This is a genomic window from Microbacterium sp. NPDC089186 (assembly GCF_040685115.1).
GTDB lineage: Bacteria > Actinomycetota > Actinomycetes > Actinomycetales > Microbacteriaceae > Microbacterium > Microbacterium galbum.
Genome location: NZ_JBFBHJ010000001.1, coordinates 566,739 through 586,048, shown reverse-complemented (window position 1 = coordinate 586,048; position 19,310 = coordinate 566,739). Strand labels below are relative to the sequence as shown.

Annotated in this window: 17 protein-coding genes; 10 read left to right on the top strand and 7 right to left on the bottom strand. The window is 73.5% G+C overall.

All coding sequences use genetic code 11. The features are described from left to right. The first annotated feature begins 13 nt into the window (after nt 1-13). The 4 genes from AB0N82_RS02750 to AB0N82_RS02735 all read left to right on the top strand — a co-directional run bounded on the left by AB0N82_RS02750 (nt 14) and on the right by AB0N82_RS02735 (nt 3,882). Nucleotides 14-1,246, top strand: coding sequence for an alanine--glyoxylate aminotransferase family protein (locus tag AB0N82_RS02750; protein WP_363387837.1), 1,233 nt, complete (start codon nt 14-16; stop codon nt 1,244-1,246). A 43-nt stretch (nt 1,247-1,289) separates the two neighbouring features. After that, the gene (locus AB0N82_RS02745) at nt 1,290-2,573 is read left to right on the top strand and encodes an allantoate amidohydrolase (protein ID WP_363387834.1); all 1,284 of its coding nucleotides are present in this window, start codon (nt 1,290-1,292) and stop codon (nt 2,571-2,573) included. 104 nt (nt 2,574-2,677) lie between these two features. Next, nucleotides 2,678-2,884: a hypothetical protein gene (locus tag AB0N82_RS02740; RefSeq protein ID WP_363387831.1), complete on the top strand. Its 207-nt coding sequence runs from the start codon at nt 2,678-2,680 to the stop codon at nt 2,882-2,884. Nucleotides 2,885-3,021: 137 nt separating this feature from the next. Beyond that, nucleotides 3,022-3,882 carry a PhzF family phenazine biosynthesis isomerase gene (locus tag AB0N82_RS02735; RefSeq protein WP_363387828.1) on the top strand — a complete coding sequence of 287 codons (861 nt, stop codon included), beginning with the start codon at nt 3,022-3,024 and terminating at the stop codon, nt 3,880-3,882. Between the two features lie 240 nt (nt 3,883-4,122). On the opposite strand, the gene AB0N82_RS02730 is transcribed toward AB0N82_RS02735, so the two are convergent. The 3 genes from AB0N82_RS02730 to AB0N82_RS02720 all read right to left on the bottom strand — a co-directional run bounded on the left by AB0N82_RS02730 (nt 4,123) and on the right by AB0N82_RS02720 (nt 8,682). After that, nucleotides 4,123-7,146: a molybdopterin cofactor-binding domain-containing protein gene (locus AB0N82_RS02730; protein WP_363387825.1), complete on the bottom strand. Its 3,024-nt coding sequence runs from the start codon at nt 7,144-7,146 to the stop codon at nt 4,123-4,125. Between the two features lie 85 nt (nt 7,147-7,231). Next, on the bottom strand, nt 7,232-8,065 hold the full coding sequence (locus AB0N82_RS02725) for an FAD binding domain-containing protein (protein WP_363387822.1): 834 nt from the start codon (nt 8,063-8,065) through the stop codon (nt 7,232-7,234). Between the two features lie 2 nt (nt 8,066-8,067). Further along, nucleotides 8,068-8,682, bottom strand: a complete 615-nt coding sequence (locus tag AB0N82_RS02720) for a pyridoxamine 5'-phosphate oxidase family protein (protein ID WP_363387819.1) — start codon at nt 8,680-8,682, stop codon at nt 8,068-8,070. Nucleotides 8,683-8,790: 108 nt separating this feature from the next. Between AB0N82_RS02720 and AB0N82_RS02715 the strand changes: the two genes are divergently transcribed. Beyond that, nucleotides 8,791-9,813, top strand: a complete 1,023-nt coding sequence (locus tag AB0N82_RS02715; protein ID WP_363387816.1) for a methylenetetrahydrofolate reductase C-terminal domain-containing protein — start codon at nt 8,791-8,793, stop codon at nt 9,811-9,813. A gap of 176 nt (nt 9,814-9,989) precedes the next feature. On the opposite strand, the gene AB0N82_RS02710 is transcribed toward AB0N82_RS02715, so the two are convergent. Beyond that, the gene (locus tag AB0N82_RS02710) at nt 9,990-10,655 is read right to left on the bottom strand and encodes a methyltransferase domain-containing protein (RefSeq protein WP_315993903.1); all 666 of its coding nucleotides are present in this window, start codon (nt 10,653-10,655) and stop codon (nt 9,990-9,992) included. Between the two features lie 38 nt (nt 10,656-10,693). On the opposite strand from AB0N82_RS02710, the gene AB0N82_RS02705 reads away from it, so the two are divergent. Continuing rightward, nucleotides 10,694-12,151, top strand: a complete 1,458-nt coding sequence (locus AB0N82_RS02705; RefSeq protein ID WP_363387812.1) for an NAD(P)/FAD-dependent oxidoreductase — start codon at nt 10,694-10,696, stop codon at nt 12,149-12,151. Between the two features lie 51 nt (nt 12,152-12,202). Here AB0N82_RS02705 and AB0N82_RS02700 read toward each other — a convergent pair whose 3' ends face one another. Next, entirely contained in the window at nt 12,203-12,829 is a 627-nt protein-coding gene (locus AB0N82_RS02700) for a CDP-alcohol phosphatidyltransferase family protein (RefSeq protein ID WP_363387809.1), read from the bottom strand. Continuing rightward, nucleotides 12,822-13,517: a TVP38/TMEM64 family protein gene (locus AB0N82_RS02695; RefSeq protein ID WP_363387806.1), complete on the bottom strand. Its 696-nt coding sequence runs from the start codon at nt 13,515-13,517 to the stop codon at nt 12,822-12,824. Before AB0N82_RS02695 ends, AB0N82_RS02700 begins: the two co-directional genes overlap by 8 nt. Before the next feature lie 73 nt (nt 13,518-13,590). Between AB0N82_RS02695 and AB0N82_RS02690 the strand changes: the two genes are divergently transcribed. From AB0N82_RS02690 to AB0N82_RS02675, 4 genes are read left to right on the top strand one after another with little or no spacing between them, the layout of a single operon-like run. Beyond that, nucleotides 13,591-14,835 (top strand): ABC transporter substrate-binding protein, encoded by a 1,245-nt coding sequence (locus tag AB0N82_RS02690; RefSeq protein WP_363387803.1) that lies wholly within the window; start codon nt 13,591-13,593, stop codon nt 14,833-14,835. Continuing rightward, nucleotides 14,832-15,707 carry an ABC transporter permease subunit gene (locus AB0N82_RS02685; RefSeq protein ID WP_363387800.1) on the top strand — a complete coding sequence of 292 codons (876 nt, stop codon included), beginning with the start codon at nt 14,832-14,834 and terminating at the stop codon, nt 15,705-15,707. The genes AB0N82_RS02690 and AB0N82_RS02685 overlap by 4 nt, the downstream gene beginning before the upstream one ends. Beyond that, on the top strand, nt 15,704-16,540 hold the full coding sequence (locus tag AB0N82_RS02680; RefSeq protein WP_315994594.1) for an ABC transporter permease subunit: 837 nt from the start codon (nt 15,704-15,706) through the stop codon (nt 16,538-16,540). The genes AB0N82_RS02685 and AB0N82_RS02680 overlap by 4 nt, the downstream gene beginning before the upstream one ends. Next, nucleotides 16,537-17,577, top strand: a complete 1,041-nt coding sequence (locus AB0N82_RS02675; protein WP_315993897.1) for an ABC transporter ATP-binding protein — start codon at nt 16,537-16,539, stop codon at nt 17,575-17,577. Before AB0N82_RS02680 ends, AB0N82_RS02675 begins: the two co-directional genes overlap by 4 nt. 113 nt (nt 17,578-17,690) lie before the next feature. On the opposite strand, the gene AB0N82_RS02670 is transcribed toward AB0N82_RS02675, so the two are convergent. Then, on the bottom strand, nt 17,691-19,160 hold the full coding sequence (locus AB0N82_RS02670) for a hypothetical protein (RefSeq protein ID WP_315993896.1): 1,470 nt from the start codon (nt 19,158-19,160) through the stop codon (nt 17,691-17,693). Nucleotides 19,161-19,310 lie beyond the last annotated feature (150 nt).

Here is a 19,310-nt window from a genome sequence, read left to right as displayed (position 1 = left end):
CCATGGAGTCCCGATGACCCACCTCCCCGGCCCGATCGACCCGCCCGCCCGCCTGCTCATGGGCCCTGGCCCCATCTCGGCGTACCCGAGCGTGCTGCGCGCGATGGGCGCCCCGCTCGTCGGCCAGTACGACCCGTTCATGACGGCGACGATGACCGAGACGCAGGAGCTCTATCGGCGGGTCTGGGGCACCGACAACGACGCCACGCTGCTCATCGACGGCACGAGCCGTGCCGGTATCGAGGCGGCCATGGTCTCGCTCATCCGCCCCGGGGACCGCGTGCTGGTGCCCGTCTTCGGGCGGTTCGGCCACCTGCTCGCCGAGATCGCCGAGCGGGCCCTCGCCGAGGTGCACACGATCGAGGTGCCGTGGGGGCAGGTGTTCCCGGTGTCGACGATCCGCGAGGCGATCGAGCGGGTGCAGCCGCACCTCGTGGCGTGCGTGCAGGGCGACACCTCCACCACGATGCTCCAGCCGCTCGACGAGATCGGCGAGATCTGCCGTGCGCACGGCGCGCTGTTCTACACCGACGCCACGGCCTCGCTCGGCGGCAACCCCTTCGAGATGGATGCCTGGGGCCTGGATGCCGCGACCGCGGGACTGCAGAAATGCCTCGGCGGCCCCTCCGGATCGGCGCCGATCAGCCTGTCCGCGCGCGCGGTCGAGGTCGTCCGCTCGCGTGCCCGCGTCGAGGCCGGCATCCGCGAGGAGGGCGATGCCGTGGCATCCGACTTCATCCGCTCGAACTACTTCGACCTCGCGATGATCCTCGACTACTGGGGACCGCGCCGCCTCAACCACCACACCGAGGCGACCACCATGCTCTACGGCGCGCGGGAGTGCGCGCGCGTGCTGCTGCTCGAGGGCCGCGACGAGGTCATCGCGCGGCACCGGCTGCACGGCGACGCCATGCTCGCGGGTGTCGAGGGGCTCGGGCTCACCGTCTTCGGCGACGTCGCGCACAAGATGACGAACGTCGTCGCGGTCGAGATCCCGGATGCCGTGGTCGGAGACGCCGTGCGGAGCGAGCTGCTGAGCGACTTCGGCATCGAGATCGGCACCTCGTTCGGTCCGTTGCACGGACGCGTCTGGCGTATCGGGACGATGGGGTACAACGCTCGGAAGGACGCCGTGCTGACGACGCTGGCCGCCCTCGAGGCGGTGCTGCGCCGTCACGGGGCGACGGTGTCGGCAGGTGGAGGTGTCGAGGCGGCGCAGGGCGTGTACGCGGGGGCGGGCGCGTGATGCGCAGCGTCGCCCACCGAGAGACGTCGACGGGACGCCGCGCATGACCGCCGCCACACGCCTGCAGGTCGCCCCCGAACGCATCGCGGCGGCATCGCGCCGTGTCATGGGCCGCTGCGAGGAGCTCGCGCGGGTCACGGCGACGCCCGGGAGCATCACGCGCGTCTACCTCTCGCCCGAGCATGCACGCGTCAACCGCCTCGCGGCGGAGTGGATGCGCGAGCTCGGCATGACGACTCGCCAGGACGCCGCCGGCAATCAGGTGGGGCGCCTCGCCCCCGCGGGATCCCCCGACGCCCCCGCTCTCCTGCTCGGGTCGCACCTGGACACCGTCCCGGACGCCGGACGCTTCGACGGCATCGTCGGGGTGCTGATGGCGCTGGAGGTCGTGCGGCTTCTGCGCCGTGTCGACGATGACGGCGCGGCATCCAGTCCCTTCCCCTTCGCCCTCGAGGTCATCGCTTTCAGCGACGAAGAGGGGACGCGCTTCGGCAAGGCCCTGCTGGGCTCGTCAGCGGTCGCCGGGCGATGGGATGCCGCGTGGTGGGACCTCGCCGACGCCGATGGCATCACGCTGCGCGAAGCGTTCCGCGACTTCGGGCTCGACCCGGGCCGCGTGGGCGAGGCCGCGCGGCGACCTGACGAGCTCGTCGCCTACCTCGAGGCGCACATCGAACAGGGACCCGAGCTGCACCGCAGCGGGCAGGCGCTCGCCGCGGTGTCGTCGATCGCCTCGGCCCGGAGGTTCCAGCTCGTCGTCGAGGGCGAGGCCCGGCACGCCGGCGGCACGCCCTACGACATGCGGCGCGACGCTCTGCTCGGGGCGAGCGAGGCCGCCCTCGCGGTCGAACGCATCTGCCGGGGCGAGCATCACATCATCGGGACGGTCGGGCAGCTCGAGGCCTTCCCGGGCGCCGTGAACGTCGTGCCCGGGGAGGCGCACTTCTCCCTCGACCTGCGCGGGGAGTTCGACGACACGCGCGATCACACGTGGGCGGAGATCTCGAGCGAGCTCGACGCGATCATGGGACGTCGGGGCCTGCGGTGGCGCGCCCGAGAGGTGCACAGCGCTCCCGCGGTGTTCTGCGCACCGCTGCTGCAAGACGTCGTCCGCGCGGGTATCGGGGCCGATGCCCCGACCCTCTTCAGTCGCGCCGGTCACGACGCCATGTCGATCGGCGCGATCACCGGGGTCGGAATGCTGTTCCTGCGCAACCCCGACGGCATCAGCCACCACCCCGATGAGGCGGTCACCGGGGCCGACGTCGCGGCCGGACTCCGGGCGCTCGCCGAGGCGGTGCTGCACCTGGGAGCGGAGCCGCGGTGACGAGCGCCCTCGCCGACCCTGCTCGTTCGACGACGAACGGAGGTGGGCGACGGAGCGCCGTCAAGACGGTCTGCCCTGCGATGTGACACCGGTACGGTCAGTGGGTGGTCTTCATCAAACGCGACCGCTCGGCGCCTTCGGCCTGGTGGCTGGTGCCGGTCGGCGTGCTCGTGCTCGGGGTGGGCCTGCTGCTACTGACGGTCGACGGCTACCAGGCGGACCGATGGAGATTCGCTTGCCTCATCATGGGGCCGGGCCTCATGGTCTGGGGCGTGATCGCCGGACTGCGTGGTCAGCATCTCGAGAAGTGAACCCCTGCGCGGCTCGAGGGTTCGATCGGCGCGGTAGCCCGCCCGGAACCCGAACCTCGAACGGCGGCGCGCCCAGCGGTCCACGCACCATCGACCGGCCACCGGCGCCGCGCGTTGACCTGAGCGAGAATCGCTGCATGACCGCGACTCCCGGCATCCTGCAGCTGCTCGCCTTCGCCGCCGAACCCGGCGGCGGCAACCCGGCGGGGGTCGTGCTGGATGCCACGGCCCTCGACGACGCGCGCATGCAGCGCATCGCGACCGACCTCGGCCACCCCGAGACGGCCTTCGTCGTCGGCCGTGAGGGGCGCCGCGTATCCGTGCGCTATTTCTCGCCCGGGGCCGAGGTGCCGTTCTGCGGACACGCCACGATCGCCACGGCGGTCGCTCTCGCCGACGCGGAGGGCGCCGGCCCCTTCGTCTTCGACACCCCCGCGGGGGCGATCGAGGTGGACACGCGTGTCGACCACGGTCGCACGGTCGCGGGTTTCCGGAGCGTGGAACCGTCCGTCGGCGAGCTGGAGCCCGCGGTCGCCGACCGCCTGATCGCGCTCCTGGGCCTCACCCGCGCCGACCTCGACGAACGGATGCCCCTCGCCCAGGCCTTCGCCGGCAACCTGCACCCGGTGGTCGCGGTCGCCGCGCGCGAGAGATTCGACGCTTTCGCGTTCCACCCCGCTTCTGTGCGCGAGCTCATGGACGAGCGGGGCTGGAAGGGCACCGTGATCGTCGTGCACGTCGACGGCGAGCTCGCCGACGGACTCGTCGTCGAAGCCCGCAACCTCTTCCCGGTCGGCGAGATCACCGAAGACCCCGCCACCGGCTCCGCCGCCGCCTCGCTCGGCGCCTACCTGCGCGAGCGGGTCGGTCTGCCCGCACCGTTCGCCTTCACCGTCCGGCAGGGGCGACACATCGGCCGGCCGAGCGTGATCGAGGTCGAGGTGCCGGCATCCGGTGGCATCCAGGTGTCGGGAACGGCGGTGCCGCTGGAGCGCTGAGCCTGTCGCCGGGAGCATGTCCCCCCTCTGGCCGGTCGAGCGGTCGCGGAGTGGCCATTTGTGGGACATGCACCAGCCATGAGTGGGACGAGCGTTCCTGCCTCGCCTTTCGCCTCTCGCGCCTGGCACATCAGCCCCATGTCCCACTTGTGGTGGGTTCAGCCCTTGTGGAGTGGCCATTTTTGGGACATGCACCAGCCGTGTGTGGGACGAGCGTTCCCGCCTTCACGGAGAGCGCGGTCAGTCGGCCCCGCCCGCCAGCCTCCACACCCGATCGCGCGAGAACGGCAGCTCGTAGCCGCGACGACCGAGCGCGCGCGAGACGGCGTTGCCGATCGCCGCGCCCACCGGGTTGTACGGCGATTCGCTCATCGACTTCGCGCCGAAGGGGCCGAGGCTGTCGTCGGTCTCGGCGAAGTACACCTCGGTGTCGGGCACGTCGGCGAACTGCGGAACCCGGTAGGTGCGGAACACCGGGTTCTGCACCACGCCGTCCTCGAGGAGCACCTCCTCGTACAGTGCTCCGCCGAGCGCCTGCGCGGCCCCGCCCTCGATCTGCCCGCGGCACTGCGCAGGGTTGATGACGACCCCGGCGTCGGCCGACTGGATCGACTGCAGCACCTTCACGGTCCCCGTCTCGGGGTCCACCGCGACCCGGGCCGCGTGCACGTTGAAGGCGAGAGAGCGCAGGTCGCCGAACTCCGCGCCGTCCGCGGTGAGCTCGTCCCCGCCCCCGGCCGCGACGATCCGTCCCCACGAGACGACCTCTCGGCCCACCCGGATCCCGGATGCCGTGAACTCCATGTCGTCCCTCCCGGATGCCGAGTCCGCGAGGGGCGCGTCATCCCCGTACGCCGCCGCGGGGCGTCCGATCGGCGTCCTCGACCCGACGGCGGATGCCGCGACCGCGAGTTCAGCGGCATCTCCGGTCGCGAGTTCCCGGGCGATGTCGACCATCCGCCGCCGCAGCGCCGTGCAGGCGCCGAAGAGGGCCTTGCCCGCGACCACGGTGCCGGCCGAGGCGAAGGCCCCGGTGTCGTGGCGGACGGCGTCGGTGTCGGCGGCCCACAGCTCGAGGCGCTCGGGAGCGGCGTCGAGTACGGTCGCGGCGATCTGCCGGTGCACGGTCGAGGTGCCGTTGCCGAACTCGGCCGTGCCCACGCGCAGCAGGTACGTGCCGTCGCCGCGCAGGGTGGCGGTGGTGTGGGCGATGTGGCCGCGCGGTGCCATCGTGGCGATCATCGCCGTCGCCATGCCCTCGCCGACGAGCCATCCCTCGGGGGCCTCGACGCCGTTGCCGCGGCGCAGCGCGTCCTGAGCCAGGTCGAGGCACTGGTCGAGGCCGTAACTGCCCCAGATCAGGTCTTCCTCGTGCGTCTCGCCGTCGTCGGGGTGCAGCGGATCGCCCTCGCGCACGGCGTTGATGCGACGCAGGTCGAAGGGGTCGATGTCGAGTTCCTGGGCGAGGGCGTCCATCGCCGATTCGACGGCGAACACCACCTGTCCGAGGCCGTATCCGCGGAACGCCCCCGACGGCGGGTTGTTGGTATAGACCGCTTCGGCGTCGATCCACTTTGTCGGAACCCGGTAGAGGGTCGTCGACTCCGCGCACGAGTGGAACAGCACACCGATCGCGTGGTTGCCGTAGGCGCCGGTGTCGCTCAGCACGTCGATCTTCATCGCGGTCAGCCGCCCCGCGGCATCCGCCCCCAGCGTCGCGCGCACGCGCATCGGATGCCGCAGCGAGGCCCGCACGAACTGGTCGGTGCGCGAGAACTCGTACGCCACCGGGCGCCCGAGCTTCAGCACGGCCAGGGCCGTGAGGTCTTCGGTGAAGAGCTCCTGCTTGCCGCCGAAGCCGCCGCCGACCCGCGTGGCGTAGACGCGCACGCGGTCGCGCTCGAGGCCGAAGACGTGCGCGAGTTCGTTGCGGGCGAGGAACGGCACCTGCGTCGATGAGCGGATGACGAGGCGCCCGTCGTCGTCGAGCCATCCCACGGCCGCATGCGTCTCGAGCGCCGCGTGCGTGACGCGCGAGGAGCGCCACTCGCCGGTCACCGTCGCGTGACTGGTCGCGAGGGCCGCGTCGATGTCGCCGCCGTGCCCGGTGTGGAACCCGGCCACGACGTTGCGTCCCGCATCCATCACGCGGTCCGCGGGGGTGCGGTCGGGGTGCAGGAGGGGCGCCCCGGGGCGCCGGGCCTGCTCGGGATCGTAGACGGCGGGCAGCACGTCGTAGTCGATGCGCACCGCGCGGCAGCCGGCATCCGCCGCCTCCGCCGTCTCGGCGACGACAGCGACCACGCGCTGGCCGACGTGTCGCACGACGTCGTCGAGCATGCGGGTGTCGTCGGGGTCGTCGGTGCGGTGCTCGTGCCGGCCCGTGGAGTAGCGCACGTCGGGCACGTCGGCGTGGGTGAGCACGGCGACGACCCCCGGTACCGCAAGCGCCTCGGACGTGTCGATCGCGCGCACGCGGGCGTGGGCGTGCGGCGAGGTCACGACCCGCAGCACGAGGGCGGGGCCGCCGGGCACGGGCTCGTCGAGGGTGAACGGTTCGCGTCCCTGCACGATGCGGCGCGCCGCCTCGGGGATGACCGAGGTGCCGACGCCCGCGGTGGGGGAGGCGGCGGGCGCGTACGACTCCTGCAGATCGGTTCCTGCGAGGGCGGACGAAGGTCGGTCGAACCGCTCCGCAGGAGGAGTGCGCGCGATCAGGGCGTGCCCCGCGTCGCCCGGAGTGCGGTGATGGCCGCCGCAGCCGGCGCCGCACGCGGCAGTGTCGGTGTCCGCGCCGCCCGCATCCGCCCCGCTTCCGGTCTCGCGCACCGGACCGAGCACCGAGGCCCGGATCGCTTCGCGGATCGGTCGGTACCCGGTGCACCGGCACAGGTTGCCCTTCATGCGGCGGTCGAGGTCGTCGAGGTCGTCGGCGGTGAGGGTGGATGCCGTGACGCTCATGCCGGGGGAGCAGAAGCCGCACTGGAACCCGAAGCCGCTCGCGAGCGCCTCCTGCACGGGGTGCAGGTCGTCGCCGGGGGCGAGGCCCGCGGCCGTGGTGACCGCGCGCCCCTCGAGGCGCACGGCGGGCACGATGCACGAGTGGGTGGGCGTGCCGTCGAGCAGCACGGAACAGGCGCCGCAGTCTCCGGCGTCGCACCCCTTCTTCACCTCGACGTGCCCCGTCTCGCGCAGCAGCGTTCGGGCGCACTGACCGGCCCGCGGCTCCACCTCGACGGGGGAGCCGTTGACGTGGAACCTCATCCGGCTGCCTCCCCGGCGGTCGTCGCCCGGCCCCTCGGCGAGGCGGACGGGTGCGCTCCCCCTCGGCCCGGGAGGGATGCCGCCGTCATGCCGCACCCCGCTGCGGCTCGCGCTGGAACTCCGCGCGCAGGCGCTCGGCGAGCACGATGCTCACTCCGCGGCGCCAGTCGGCGCTGCCGAGCGGGTCGGTGTAGAAGTCGGTGGCGCCGGCCACGGCATCCCGCAGTTCCCCGGCTCCCGGCACCCGTGCGAAGCGCAGCACGCGCGGGCGGCGCACCGCCGCCGTCACGACGAACACGCTCGATCCGTCGGGGTCGACTCGCGCGGTGACCACCGCACCGGAGCGGCCGAGCTCGGCGAGGGCGATCTTGCGCAGGCCGACCTGGGCGGTGAGGGCACGCAGCGGGATGTCGAGCGCGCGCACGACCTCTCCCGGCGCGAGCGAGGTCGCGGCGTTGTCGACGACGAGGTCGGCCACAGCGATGCGGCGCTCGCCGCCGTCGGGCGTCCACACCAGTGCCGTGGCATCCAGGGTCGACAGCAGCGCGATCATCGCGCCGGCCGCGAACGCCTGGCAGACGTTGCCGCCGACGGTCGCGGTGTTCCAGATCTTGAACGACGCCAGCAGGGCGTCGGCGGCGGGGCGGGCGAGGGCGAGGGAGGTCCACGCGAGCGGGGCCTCGTGCTCGACCCACGCCAGCAGGCGCGCGATGGTGCAGGTCGCACCGATCCGCAGGCCCTCGTCGGTCACTTCGAGGTCGGGCCAGTCGAGGCCGGTCAGGTCGACGAAGCCGGTCGTGCCCGGCTGCGGCTCGCTCATGAGCCAGGTTCCGCCGGCGATGACGACCTCGCCGTCGCGCAGCGCGAGGTCGGCGCGCGTCCGGGCGACGCGGTACGAGGTGACGCTGGTGATGTCCATGCTCAGCCCGCCAGGATCCGGCCGGTCCAGCGCCCGTCGGCGAGCGCGTAGTGCTGGCGCGTGCTCTGCCCGAGGGCGTCGCCCCTCCAGAACGTGAGCGTCACGGGGCGCACGCGGAAGCCCACCCATCGCTCCGGCGGGTCGAGCTCGGGATGCGCGGCGTCGAACTCCGCCCACAGGTGCCGGCGTTCGAGCACGTGCAGGTGGGCGTTCTCGTCGGTGTTCAGCCACGCGAGCAGCTGCAGGTAGCGCGAGCGCCGGCGGTACACCTCGGCGGCGTCGGCGGTGCCGACCCGCTCGACGATCCCCCGCACGACGAGCTGGCGCCCCACGTCAGGCCAGGCGACCGACATGGCCGCGACCGGGTTCGCCGCGATCTGCGCCACCTTCGCGCTCGCGGCATCGGTGTGGAAGTACAGCCCGGTGAGGTCGCGATCGCTGACCAGCACGTGCCGCAGCGAGGGCAGGCCGTCGCGGCCCATCGTCGCCAGCGCGGCGAGGGGGCGGAGCTCGCTGTCGTGCGGCGGCAGCCAGCGCACGAGCAGCGTCAGCGGATCGTCGACGAGCGTGTCGACGTCGTCGACGTCGGAACCGAACGTGGTGCCGGCCGTGATCATGGCGACCTCCGAGGATGCTGCGGGTACCGACGAGCGTAGGCAGCGCGCGTTTCGGCGATGTTGCCGCCATGAACATTCGTCGAAACACGGCGTTCGTACACTCCCCGCATGAGCGTGCTGCCCCTCATCGACTCGTGTCCCAAGCGCATGGAGTACGGCCCGTGCGGCGGGGTCGGCTTCGATGGCTCCTGCGAGGTCGACGCGGCGCACCGGTGCGCGTTCGTCCACCGTCCGACCGTGCCGTGGACGGGCCTGGACCGCACCACGGCGGTACGGCCCGCACCGCGCACCGCCGCCGCGACCGCGACCCTCGACGCGCTCGGCACACGCCCCTGGATCGTGGCCGATCTGCCGGCGCGGGCGCTGAGCGTGGCATCCATCGACGCGTGCGCCGGAATCCTCACGGGAGAAGTGGATGCCGTCCTGGCCGGCGACGCGGGAAGCGCCCGGGTGCAGTTCCCTCCCGCGTACCGCGCGCACCTGCTGCAGCGGCGCGGCCTGCGCGTGTGGACGGGGCTCAACATGCGCGACCGCAACCGGGTGGCGATCGAGGGCGAGCTCGCCGCCCTCGCGGTCGAGGGCGTCGCCGGGGTGCACTGCGTGACGGGCGATCACACGCAGACGGGGCACCGCCCCGACGCCGCACCCGTGTTCGACCTCGACTCCACCGAGGCCGCCGCCCTGGCCCGCGCCGCCGGGCACGTCGTTTCGGTCGCCGCCTCTCCGGCCGCCCCTCCCGTCGACCGGCGCGCGGCGCGGCTGCGCGAGAAGCTCCGCGCCGGCGCCGACGTGTGCTTCGTCAACCACGCCGGTGGGGCGGAACCCGTGCGCCGTTTCATCGACGAGGTCGGGGACGGCATCCGATTCCTCCCCTGCGTGCCGGTGGTGGTCGACCACGCGTCGGCCGATCTGCTGGAGTCGTTCACGACGCTCGTGCTGCCCGAGGACTTCCTCGCGCGCGTGCGGCGTGCTCGCGACCCCCGCGCCGAGGGGATCGCCCTCGCGGTGGCGATGGCGCAGGAGATGCTCGCGCTCCCCGGCGTCGTCGGCGTCAACCTGTCGGGCGGACGCGAGGGTGCGGAGGAGTCGTTCGCCGAGGCTCTCGCCGAGATCGGGCGGCGCCTGCGCTGAGCGCGCGGGGGAGGCCGCGGCCCCCGGCGGGTGTCCGGGGGCGCCGCGCGCGTCGCGGGGATGCGACGTGTCCGGGGCGCTCGACGACTGGGCGGTGCCGGGGGCGCGGCGCCGCGGCGATGCGGGTGGGGCGATGTCGCGGGGCGCGGTGTCCGGCGACGCGGGGCAGCGCCGTGTCAGCGCGTGACGGCGGGGGAGAGGTCGGCCGCCACCGCGACGAGATGGCCGCCCTTGCGCTCGGCGCGGGCGATGCCGCGGGAGTCCGCGGCGTCGCGCTCGAGCAGCCGCCACGGGTGCGCGTCGATGTCGGCGCCCCCGGTCGCGCACGCCAGCAGGGCGAGGGGCTCGAGCACGCGCCAGCGGCCCCGCGGGCGCTGCATGTCGACGATGCCCGCGCGACCGCCCGGGCGCACCGCGGCGCACGCACGGCGCCAGGCCTCGTCGCGCGCGGGGATCACGCTCAGCGCGTAGGTCGAGAACACGGCATCCGCCGCGCGCCCCCCGTTCGCCGCGACGATCGTGGAGGGGTCGAGGGTCGCGGCATCCGCCGACACCAGGGTCACCGAATCGTTCCACCCCGACGCGGCGACCCGACGACGGGCCACGGCGAGCATGTCGGAGCTGCGGTCGACACCGACCACGCGTCCCGTCGGTCCCACGGCCGCGACGAGCCCGGCGAAGTTCAGACCGGTGCCGCAGCCGAGGTCGATCACGGTGTCGCCGGGTCTCGGGTCGAGAAGGCGGATGCCGGCCTCTCGGCCCGCCCGGTACACCCAGCGTTCGCCCGAGAGCACGTCGTACCAGCGTGCGCCGACGCCGTAGCGGCGCATCGGTGTCGTCATCGCGCCACCCCCTCTTCCGACCACCCTAGGCTTCGGGGATGACCTCCGTCTCGCGTCGCCGCGCCCGTCCGCTGACCGCCGTCGAAGCGGGTCGGGCGGAGTGGGACCTCGTCGTGGTCGGGGCCGGGAGCGCGGGACTGGTCGGAGCCCGCACCGCGGCCGTGCTCGGGGCGAGGGTGCTGCTCGTCGAGGCGAACGGGTTCGGCGGGGAGTGCCTGTTCACCGGCTGCGTCCCGTCGAAAGCGCTCATCGCCGCGGCCGACGCCGCGCACGACGCACGCGTCGCGGCGCGGATGGGCATCCACGTCGACGGGGTGCGAGTGGACTTCGCCGCCGTGATGGCCCACGTGAAGGGCGCGATCGCCGCGATCGAACCCGTCGATTCGCCCGAGACGCTCGCCGAGACCGGCGTGTACACGCTGCGCGGCCGTGCGCGGTTCGACGGTCCCCGCTCGCTGGTCGTCGAGGGAGTCGGCATCCGCTTCCGCGATGCCCTCGTCGCGACCGGCAGCACGCCGATCGTGCCGGAGGGCGTCGACGTGCTCACGAACGAGACGCTGTGGGACCTCGACGAGCTGCCCGCGACCCTGCTCGTGCTGGGCGGGGGAGCGATCGGATGCGAGATGGCCCAGGCCTTCGTCCGCCTCGGCTCGCGCGTGACCCTCGTGCACCGCGGTGACCGGCTGCTGCCGAAGGAGGATCCCGCCGCGAGCGCCCTGGTGCTGTCGGCCCTGCGCGCCGACGGCGTCGACGTGCGCCTGGGGATGACGCTCGCCGAGGCCTCCCGCGGCGTGGGGGGCACGACCGCGCGGCTCGCTGACGGCACGACGGTGGTCGTCGACCGCGTGCTCGCTGCCCTCGGCCGCCGTGTCGACACGACGGGACTGGGGGTGGAGGCCGCGGGCGTCGACCTCGACCGCTCGGGCGCGATCGCGGTGGACCGCACCCTCGCCACGAGCAACCCGCGCATCCGCGCCGCCGGCGACGCGACGCCGCTGCCGCACTTCACCCACACCGCGGGGATGTTCGGCAGCATCGCCGCCACCAACGCGGTGCTCGGCCTGTCGCGTCGCGTGCGTCTCGACGACGTTCCGCGCGTGACGTTCACCTCTCCCGAGGTGGCGGCGGTGGGGACGTCGACGGTGGATACGGCGGACTCGGACGTGCGCATCGTCGAGACCCCGCACCACGACCTCGACCGCGCGATCGCCGAGGGCCGCACCGCGGGGTTCACGCGGCTCGCGGTCGACCGGAAGGGACGTGTGGTGGGCGCGACGATCGTGGGTCCGCGCGCCGGGGAGTCGCTCGGGGAGCTCTCGACGGCGGTGTCGCGCGGGCTCTCGGTGCGCGACCTGGCCGGCGTGCTGCACGCCTACCCGACGTACTCGGATGCCGGCTGGAACGCCGCCGTGCGCGACGCCCAGGGCGCCCTGCGCACGGGCGCGGTCGCGGCGGTGATCCGGCTGCTGCGGCGCGTGCGGCGGCGCCGGGGCTGACTCGCGGCCCGGACCCGCGCGGCGCCTCCCGGGGTCGCCGCTCCCCGGCGGTCACCGCAGCAGGCGGTACCCGACCACGACGCGCTGCACGGCGCTCACCCCGACGAAGAGCGCCCACGCCAGCGCGATCCACCCCGCCCAGAACGGCAGCAGCAGCCAGAGCGCGTGCACGATGATCGTCTCGGTGCCCTCGGCGATGCGCCCCAGGAACGACAGCGATCGCCCGTCGTCGATGCGGCGCCCGGTGCGTTCGGCGATCGACGAGAACGCCAGGAAGGCCGTGCCGTTGACGTAATAGGTCAGCAGCACGAGCAGGAAGGGCCACCACGGGATGCCGAACGCCGCCGTCGCGCCCCACGCGACGCCGAAGACGCCGGCGCCGTAGGCGATGAAGTCGGCCGCGATGTCGAGGAAGCCGCCCGCCTCGCTCTCCCCGCCGTCGCCTTCCGCCCGGCGCCGCCGCGCGAGCGTGCCGTCGAGCCCGTCGGCCACCCGCGACAGCAGCCACAGCACGGCGGCGACGACCCACCATTGCGCAGCGGCCGCACCGGCCGAGGCCAGGGCGAGCACGAGGCCGGCGACGGTGAGCCGGTCGGGCGTGATCCCGGGACGGTCGAGGGCCGCGGCCGCGGCATCCAGGGGGCCCGAGAGCGCCGCGCGCATCGTGCGGTCAAGCACCGGGGGCTCCCCGCTGATCCCGGCGGCGGCGCACGATCGCCCCGGCGACGAGTCCGCCGATCACGAGCACGCCGATCGCGGCCAACGCGGTCCAGAAGCCGGGGCCCAGCTCCCACCCGAACGCGCCGAGGGCCACGTACGCGGCCGACCCCGGGAGGACGCCCACCGCGGTGCCGATGGCGTAGTCGCAGCGCCGCACCGAGGTCAGGCCGGCGCCGTAGTTGATCAGCGTGAACGGGATGACGGGGATGAGCCGGGCGCTCAGCACCGCGAGGAGACCGCGGCGTCCGAGCGCGGCATCCAGGCGGGCCACCCGCGCCCCCGTGAAGCGTTCGACGGCCTCGCGGCCGAGGGCGCGACCGATCAGGAAGGATGCCGCGGCCCCGAGCAGGGCGCCGACGTAGACCATCGCGAACGCCACCGGAAAGCCCCACACCAGACCGGCGGCGATCCCCAGCACGTTCTTGGGGGCGGGGCTCAACGTCAGCGCCGCGTACAGCAGCGTGAAGAGCACGACGCCCGTCCAGCCGACTTGGGTCGACCACGCGCGGATCTGTTCGACGTCGTGCGGGACGAAGACGAAACCAACCGTTGCGACGACGGCGACGAAGACACCGAGAAGCACCAGGCGGAGAAGGGGTCGGCGCATCGCACCGCCCGCGGGTGCGTCGGTTCGGTTCGGTTCCATCGATCACCCTCCGCTTCCCCATACCCTAAGTCCGCACGCGACCTGCGGTCGCCGGTCCCGACCGAGGAGCCCCATGACCCCCCTTCGACACCGACGTCGTCTCGCCGCGATCACCGTGGCCGCGGCATCCGCCCTGTTCGCCCTCACCGGCTGCGCCGCGCCCGCGGCCCCCGACACGGCGGAGTTCGCCGACTGGGATGCCGTGCTGTCGGCCGCGAAGGGTCAGACCGTGCAGCTGTGGATGTACGGCGGCGACGACCAGGGCAACGCCTACATCGACGACGTGCTCGCGCCCGCGGTCGCGGAGTACGGCGTGACGCTCGAGCGCGTTCCCGTCACCGACACCCGTGACGCGCTGAACCGCGTCTTCACCGAGCTGCAGGCCGGCCGCGACGACGGCAGCGTCGACCTGGTGTGGGTCAACGGCGACAACTTCCGCACGGGCAAGGATGCCGGGGCGTGGCGCTGCGGCTGGACCGGGATGCTGCCCTCGATGGCGAACACCTCGGCCGACGACCCGCTGCTGCAGTCCGACTTCGGCACCCCCGTCGACGGGTGCGAGGCGCCGTGGCACAAGGCGCAGTTCACCCTGGCGTACAACGCCGAGGCGATCCCCGACCCGCCGACCACCCTCGCCGGGGTGCTCGACTGGGCCGACGCCCACCCCGGCCGGTTCACGTATCCCGCGCCGCCGGATTTCACCGGCTCGGTGTTCGTGCGCGAAGCCCTGGCGAGCGTGTCGGGCGGAGCCGACGAGGTGCCCACGGCTTTCTCCGAAGACGCCTTCGACGAGCTCGCACCGGCCCTGTGGAGCCGGCTCGATACGCTCGCGCCGAACCTCTGGCGCGGCGGCGACACGTACCCCGCCAACGAGACCGAGCTCGGCCAGCTGTTCGCCGATCGTCAGGTCGACATGACCATGACCTACGGCCCGGCGACACTCACGGGCCTCGTGGCTGACGGCACCTACCCCGCGCAGACGAAGGTGCTGACGCTCGAGGACGGAACGGTCGGCAACGCCAGCTTCCTCGGCCTGCCCGTCAACTCCGACGCCGCAGCGGGCGCGATGGTCGTCGCGAACGTGGCCCTCTCGGCCGAGCAGCAGGCGAAGAAGGCCGAGCCCGACGTGTGGGGGCAGTTCCCCGTGCTCGACCTGAACGCCCTGTCGGCCGAGGACCGCGCCCTCTTCGACGCCCTGCCGGCCTCTCCCGTGGTGCCGCCGTACGACGAGATCTCGCGCAACGCGCACGGCGAGCTCGCCGCCGAATGGGTCCCCGCGCTCGACGACGGCTGGCGGCAGAACGTGCTGTCGCGGTGACCTGGGCGCCCGTCGCCCGGCGCGCCGGCTCGCCCCGCGAGAAGCTGCGCGGGGCGCTGCTGGTGCTGCCCGCCGCCGTGCTCTCGCTCGTGGTGCTGGGCGGCGGCATCGGGGCGACGGCGCTGCAGGCGTTCGGGCTGCTGCCGGTGGTGGGGCGGCCCACCCCGGGGGTCGCGGCCTTCACCGCGCGTCCGGGCGAGCTGTTCGCCGCCGTCGGCGTCTCGCTCAGCGTGGCCGCGGTCAGCACCGTGCTGGCGGTGATCATCGGCACGCTCGCGGCGATCGTGATCGTCTCGCGCACGCGCAGCAGCCGCGCGGTGGCCGCCCTCGGCACCCTCACCGTCACCATCCCGCACCTCATCGCCGCGGCCACCGTGGGGCTGCTGCTGTCGGACGCCGGCGTGCTGCCACGCCTGCTCGGCATCCCTCCCGAATCGTGGGCGCCGTGGGTCGGCGGCCCGCTGTGGGGCGCCGCGATCGTCGAACTGGCGTGGAAGGAGTCGGCGTTCATCGCCCTCATCGTCACGGGCACGCTTGCGACCCGCATCCAGACCTACGACGAGACCGCGGCGCTGCTCGGCGCGGGCCGCGCGCAGCGCTTCCGCCACGTGCTGCTGCCGTTGACGGCGCCGACGATCCTCATCGGAGCGGCGATCAGTTTCGTCTACGCTCTCGGCTCCTACGAGGTGCTGTGGTTGCTGGGACGCACCTCGCCCGAGCCGCTGCCCGTGCTCGCGGTGCGCCTGTTCCAGGGTGTGTCGCTCGACTCGCGACCCGAGGCGGCCGCAGTGGCGCTGGTGACGAGCGCGCTCGCCCTGGCCGCGGTGGCCCTGACCTTCGCCGCGCTCCGGCGGACGGCGGCGTGGCGATGACCGCCGTCGACAGCCCCCTCACCCGCTCGCGCGGCGCCGGCAAGGCTCTGCGGCGACTGCTCGCCGTCGTCCTCGCGGTGTGGTTCGCTCTGCCCCTGCTGCCGCTCGTGCTGTGGTCGTTCGCCGACCGCTGGAGCTTCCCGTCCGTGCTCCCCACCGCCCTCGGCATCCGCTCGATCGACCAGGCGATCGCGTTCGGCGCGGTGCCGGCGCTGGGCCGCTCGCTCGTGCTCGGGATCGTCGTCGCGATCACGGCGACGCTGCTGGGTGCGCTGGCCGCCCGCGCGCTCACCTTCGGGGCCGTGCCCGGGGCGCGGTTCGTCTCGGTGCTGCTGCTCGCGCCGATCGCGCTCCCGCCCTTCGCCGCGGTGCTCGGCGTCAACGTCGTGCTGCTGCGCGCGCACGTGCCCTCGCTCGTCGGGGTGGCGATGGTGCTGACGGTCATGGCGCTCCCCTACACGGCGTTCGTGATGCGCACCGCCTACGGCGCCTACGACCGCTCGTACGAAGAGGAGGCGCGTCTGCTCGGTGCCGGGCGCCTGCAGGTGCTGCGGCGCGTGCAGCTGCCGCTGATCGCGCCGGCGCTCGCGCGCGCCGCGTTCCTCGCCTTCCTCGTGGCGTGGAGCGACTACATCGTCACGCTCATCGTCGGCGGGGGAGAGGTGGTCACCCTGCCTCTCGTCGTGGCGTCGGCGGCCGCGGGCCTCGGTAACGACGCCGCCGTGGCGCTGATGTCGCTGTCGGCGATCGTGCCCCCCGTGATCCTGCTCGTCGGCGTCCTCGCTCTGGGGCATCGTCGGCACCCCCGCACCCGGAAAGAGGTGGTCGCGTGAGCGCCGACCTGGTCCTGACGGGCCTGACCAAGACCTTCCCCGCCTCGACGGCCCCCGCTCTCGACGACCTGTCGCTGACGGTCGCCGCGGGAAGCTGCACCGCGGTGCTCGGACCCAGCGGCTCGGGTAAATCGACCCTGCTGCGCGTGATCGCCGGCCTCGAGACCCCGGATCGAGGGACGGTCGCCATCGCCGATCGGGACGTCGCCCCCATCCCCGCCGAGCAGCGCGGCGTCGGCATGGTCTTTCAACGGTCGCTGCTGTTCCCGCACCTGTCGGTGCTCGACAACGTCGCATTCTCGGACCGGGTGTCCGGGATGCCGCGTGCCCGCGCCCGCGAGCGCGCAGAGCGGTACCTCGACACCGTGCGCCTCGCCGGCTACGGCCGACGCCGGGTCGGGGAGCTGTCGGGCGGGCAGGAGCAGCGCGTCGCGATCGCGCGCGCCCTCGCCGCCGAGCCCGCCGTGCTGCTGCTGGACGAACCGTTCAGCGCGCTCGACTCGGCGCTGCGGGCCGACATGCACGACCTGCTCGAAGCGGTGCGCGCCGACGTCGCCCCGACGATCCTGCTCGTCACGCACGACCGCGACGAAGCCGCACGGGTCGCCGACCGCATCGCGCTCGTCGAGCACGGCCGGCTGCTGCACGAGGGCACGGTCGTCGAGGCCTACCGCCGCCCGGGGAGTCTGCGCGCGGCCGAGCTCATGGGCACGCGCAACGCCGTCCCCGGCGAGGTGCGCCGCGGCATCCATCGCAGTGCGCTCGGTGAGCTCGCCGCGACGGGCCTCGCCGACGGAGCGGCGACCCTCGTCTTCCGCCAGGAGGACGTGCGGGTGGGCGACCGACCGGATGCCGCCTCCCTCGGCGTCGTCGGAACGGTCGGGGCGCGGCGGCCGGTGGGTGCGCGCAGCGAGGTGACGGTGCGCGCGGGCGCGCTGACGCTGCACGCGGAGGTGCCATCGGTGTCGGGCCTGCGGCCCGGCGATGAGGTCGCCGTGTCGATCGCGGCCGAGCTCGCGCACGTCGTCGCGGGCTGACGTCGAGCGGGGCGGCCCGGCCGACGGGGCGCGCAGAGCGCACCTGATCAGCCCGTGCCGGCAGCATGCGCCGCGAGCCGGGATCCTCCGACCCGCGGCTTCCCGCACGCGGCTCAGGCCGTACGCGCGCCCGTCTCGCGCACCGCGGTCAGACCCGAGGGGCGCGCGGTCACCGTGGCGCCCGGACGCACCGTCGGCAACGGCAGGATGCGGCGGAGCTCCTCGTTCTCTCCCGGGTCGAGCACGGAGTGCTGCACGCACGCGGGCACCAGACGGCCGTCCTCGGGGTGCGCCATCGCGTACATGCACGCGCCCAGGCGCTCCTGCGTCTCGCGCAGCAGCGGGTCGTCGGCGACGACGCCCTCTTCCATGAGCTTCCACGCGGGCGCGACCTGCTCGGCATCCATGAAGTTGTGGATCACGAAGGTCTTGAACGACACCTTGCCGCGGCGGGCCGCCGACACGACCTGTCGCAGCCCACCCGCGCGGCGCAGCACGCGCGCCATCAGGCCGATCAGCGGAGGGATGTCGCGCGGATGCGACGCGAGAGCGCGCACGACCTTGACGGCCAACACGTGACGGGGGATGCCGCCGAAGATCATGCCGCCGAAGTGCGACAGGAACCTGTCGCGGGCCGCGATGTCCTTCGGGTCCTCGGGGTCGAGCACGGGGGCGAAGGTCTTTCCGACGCGCACACCCACGGTCGAGCGGTTGCAGCGCGGGTCGCCGAACTGCGTCGCCTGCCACGGCAGCTTCTGCCCCGCGCCGGCCTCGATCTTCTCCCACACCGCGTCGATCGTGACCTCGCCGAAGTCCTCGCGCCAGCGGCGGTCGTCGCCGATGAACGCCGCCGGCTGGAACGACATCATGTCGAACGGCATCTCGAGCACGTCGCGCGTGACCTGCTCGACCTCCGCGACGTTCGAGGGGGTGACCGTCATGTTGTGCGCGAGGTAGCTGCTCACGCCGTGGTCGCGCTTGAGGTCGACGAACATGCGGGCGAACTTCTCGCGGAACGGGTTGAGCTCCGCCTCGCCGCGGGGGCGCACGGCACCGCGACGGCCGCGCATGAGCGAGTCGAAGTGCGCCGCGAACGACACCTTGTCGAAGCGCGGCTTGCCGTCCTCGTCGAGGACGACGTCGAGCAGGTAGTCGTAGTCGAAGTCGCCGTGCGTCATCGACATGGGCTCACGGCCGACGGCGCGCATGGCGAGCAGGGAGCGGGCGTGGTCCTCGGCGCTGAGCAGGCTCACCTCGCCGCCGATGAGCTGGGCGTGGGCGCGTGGTCCGCGCACCTCGCGCAGATAGTCCATCTGGCGGGTGACGTTGTCGACGGTGTGGTCGCCGTCGATGCGCACCTTGTTGGCGTCCGCCGAGTGGTAGCAGGGCGAACATGTGAGGTTGCACTTGGGGAAGACGCCGTGCGTCCCCTCGCACCCGACGGCGCTGCGCCCGAGCAATTGACTCGGCGTCTTGGCGTGTTCAGGCAGTTCCGCCCACCGCCGGTCGAGGGCGCGGCGCGTCTCGGGGTGGATGGGGCGGGTGTCGAGTTCGAACCGCCGGAGGGTCGTCGCCAGTCGCATGTCGTCCTTTCGTGGCGTCGTCGCACTACGAGAAGTCTTCGCCGCGCGCCCGGGTTCGGATTGCGCAGGGCTCCATCCTGCCCCCACGCGGCGTCGATGCGGCGCGCCGGGGCTGATCGGCGCCGAAGAATCCCGTGGATGCGGTCCTGC

Excerpts from the sequence above, each read along its gene's own strand:
- AB0N82_RS02745 (WP_363387834.1), top strand. The coding sequence starts at position 1,290 with ATGACCGCCGCCACACGCCTGCAGGTCGCCCCCGAACGCATCGCGGCG.
- AB0N82_RS02720 (WP_363387819.1), bottom strand. The coding sequence starts at position 8,682 with ATGATCACGGCCGGCACCACGTTCGGTTCCGACGTCGACGACGTCGAC.
- AB0N82_RS02725 (WP_363387822.1), bottom strand. The coding sequence starts at position 8,065 with ATGGACATCACCAGCGTCACCTCGTACCGCGTCGCCCGGACGCGCGCC.
- AB0N82_RS02710 (WP_315993903.1), bottom strand. The coding sequence starts at position 10,655 with ATGACGACACCGATGCGCCGCTACGGCGTCGGCGCACGCTGGTACGAC.
- AB0N82_RS02680 (WP_315994594.1), top strand. The coding sequence starts at position 15,704 with ATGACCGCCGTCGACAGCCCCCTCACCCGCTCGCGCGGCGCCGGCAAG.
- AB0N82_RS02690 (WP_363387803.1), top strand. The coding sequence starts at position 13,591 with ATGACCCCCCTTCGACACCGACGTCGTCTCGCCGCGATCACCGTGGCC.
- AB0N82_RS02695 (WP_363387806.1), bottom strand. The coding sequence starts at position 13,517 with ATGGAACCGAACCGAACCGACGCACCCGCGGGCGGTGCGATGCGCCGA.
- AB0N82_RS02750 (WP_363387837.1), top strand. The coding sequence starts at position 14 with ATGACCCACCTCCCCGGCCCGATCGACCCGCCCGCCCGCCTGCTCATG.
- AB0N82_RS02715 (WP_363387816.1), top strand. The coding sequence starts at position 8,791 with ATGAGCGTGCTGCCCCTCATCGACTCGTGTCCCAAGCGCATGGAGTAC.
- AB0N82_RS02735 (WP_363387828.1), top strand. The coding sequence starts at position 3,022 with ATGACCGCGACTCCCGGCATCCTGCAGCTGCTCGCCTTCGCCGCCGAA.
- AB0N82_RS02670 (WP_315993896.1), bottom strand. The coding sequence starts at position 19,160 with ATGCGACTGGCGACGACCCTCCGGCGGTTCGAACTCGACACCCGCCCC.
- AB0N82_RS02730 (WP_363387825.1), bottom strand. The coding sequence starts at position 7,146 with ATGAGGTTCCACGTCAACGGCTCCCCCGTCGAGGTGGAGCCGCGGGCC.
- AB0N82_RS02705 (WP_363387812.1), top strand. The coding sequence starts at position 10,694 with ATGACCTCCGTCTCGCGTCGCCGCGCCCGTCCGCTGACCGCCGTCGAA.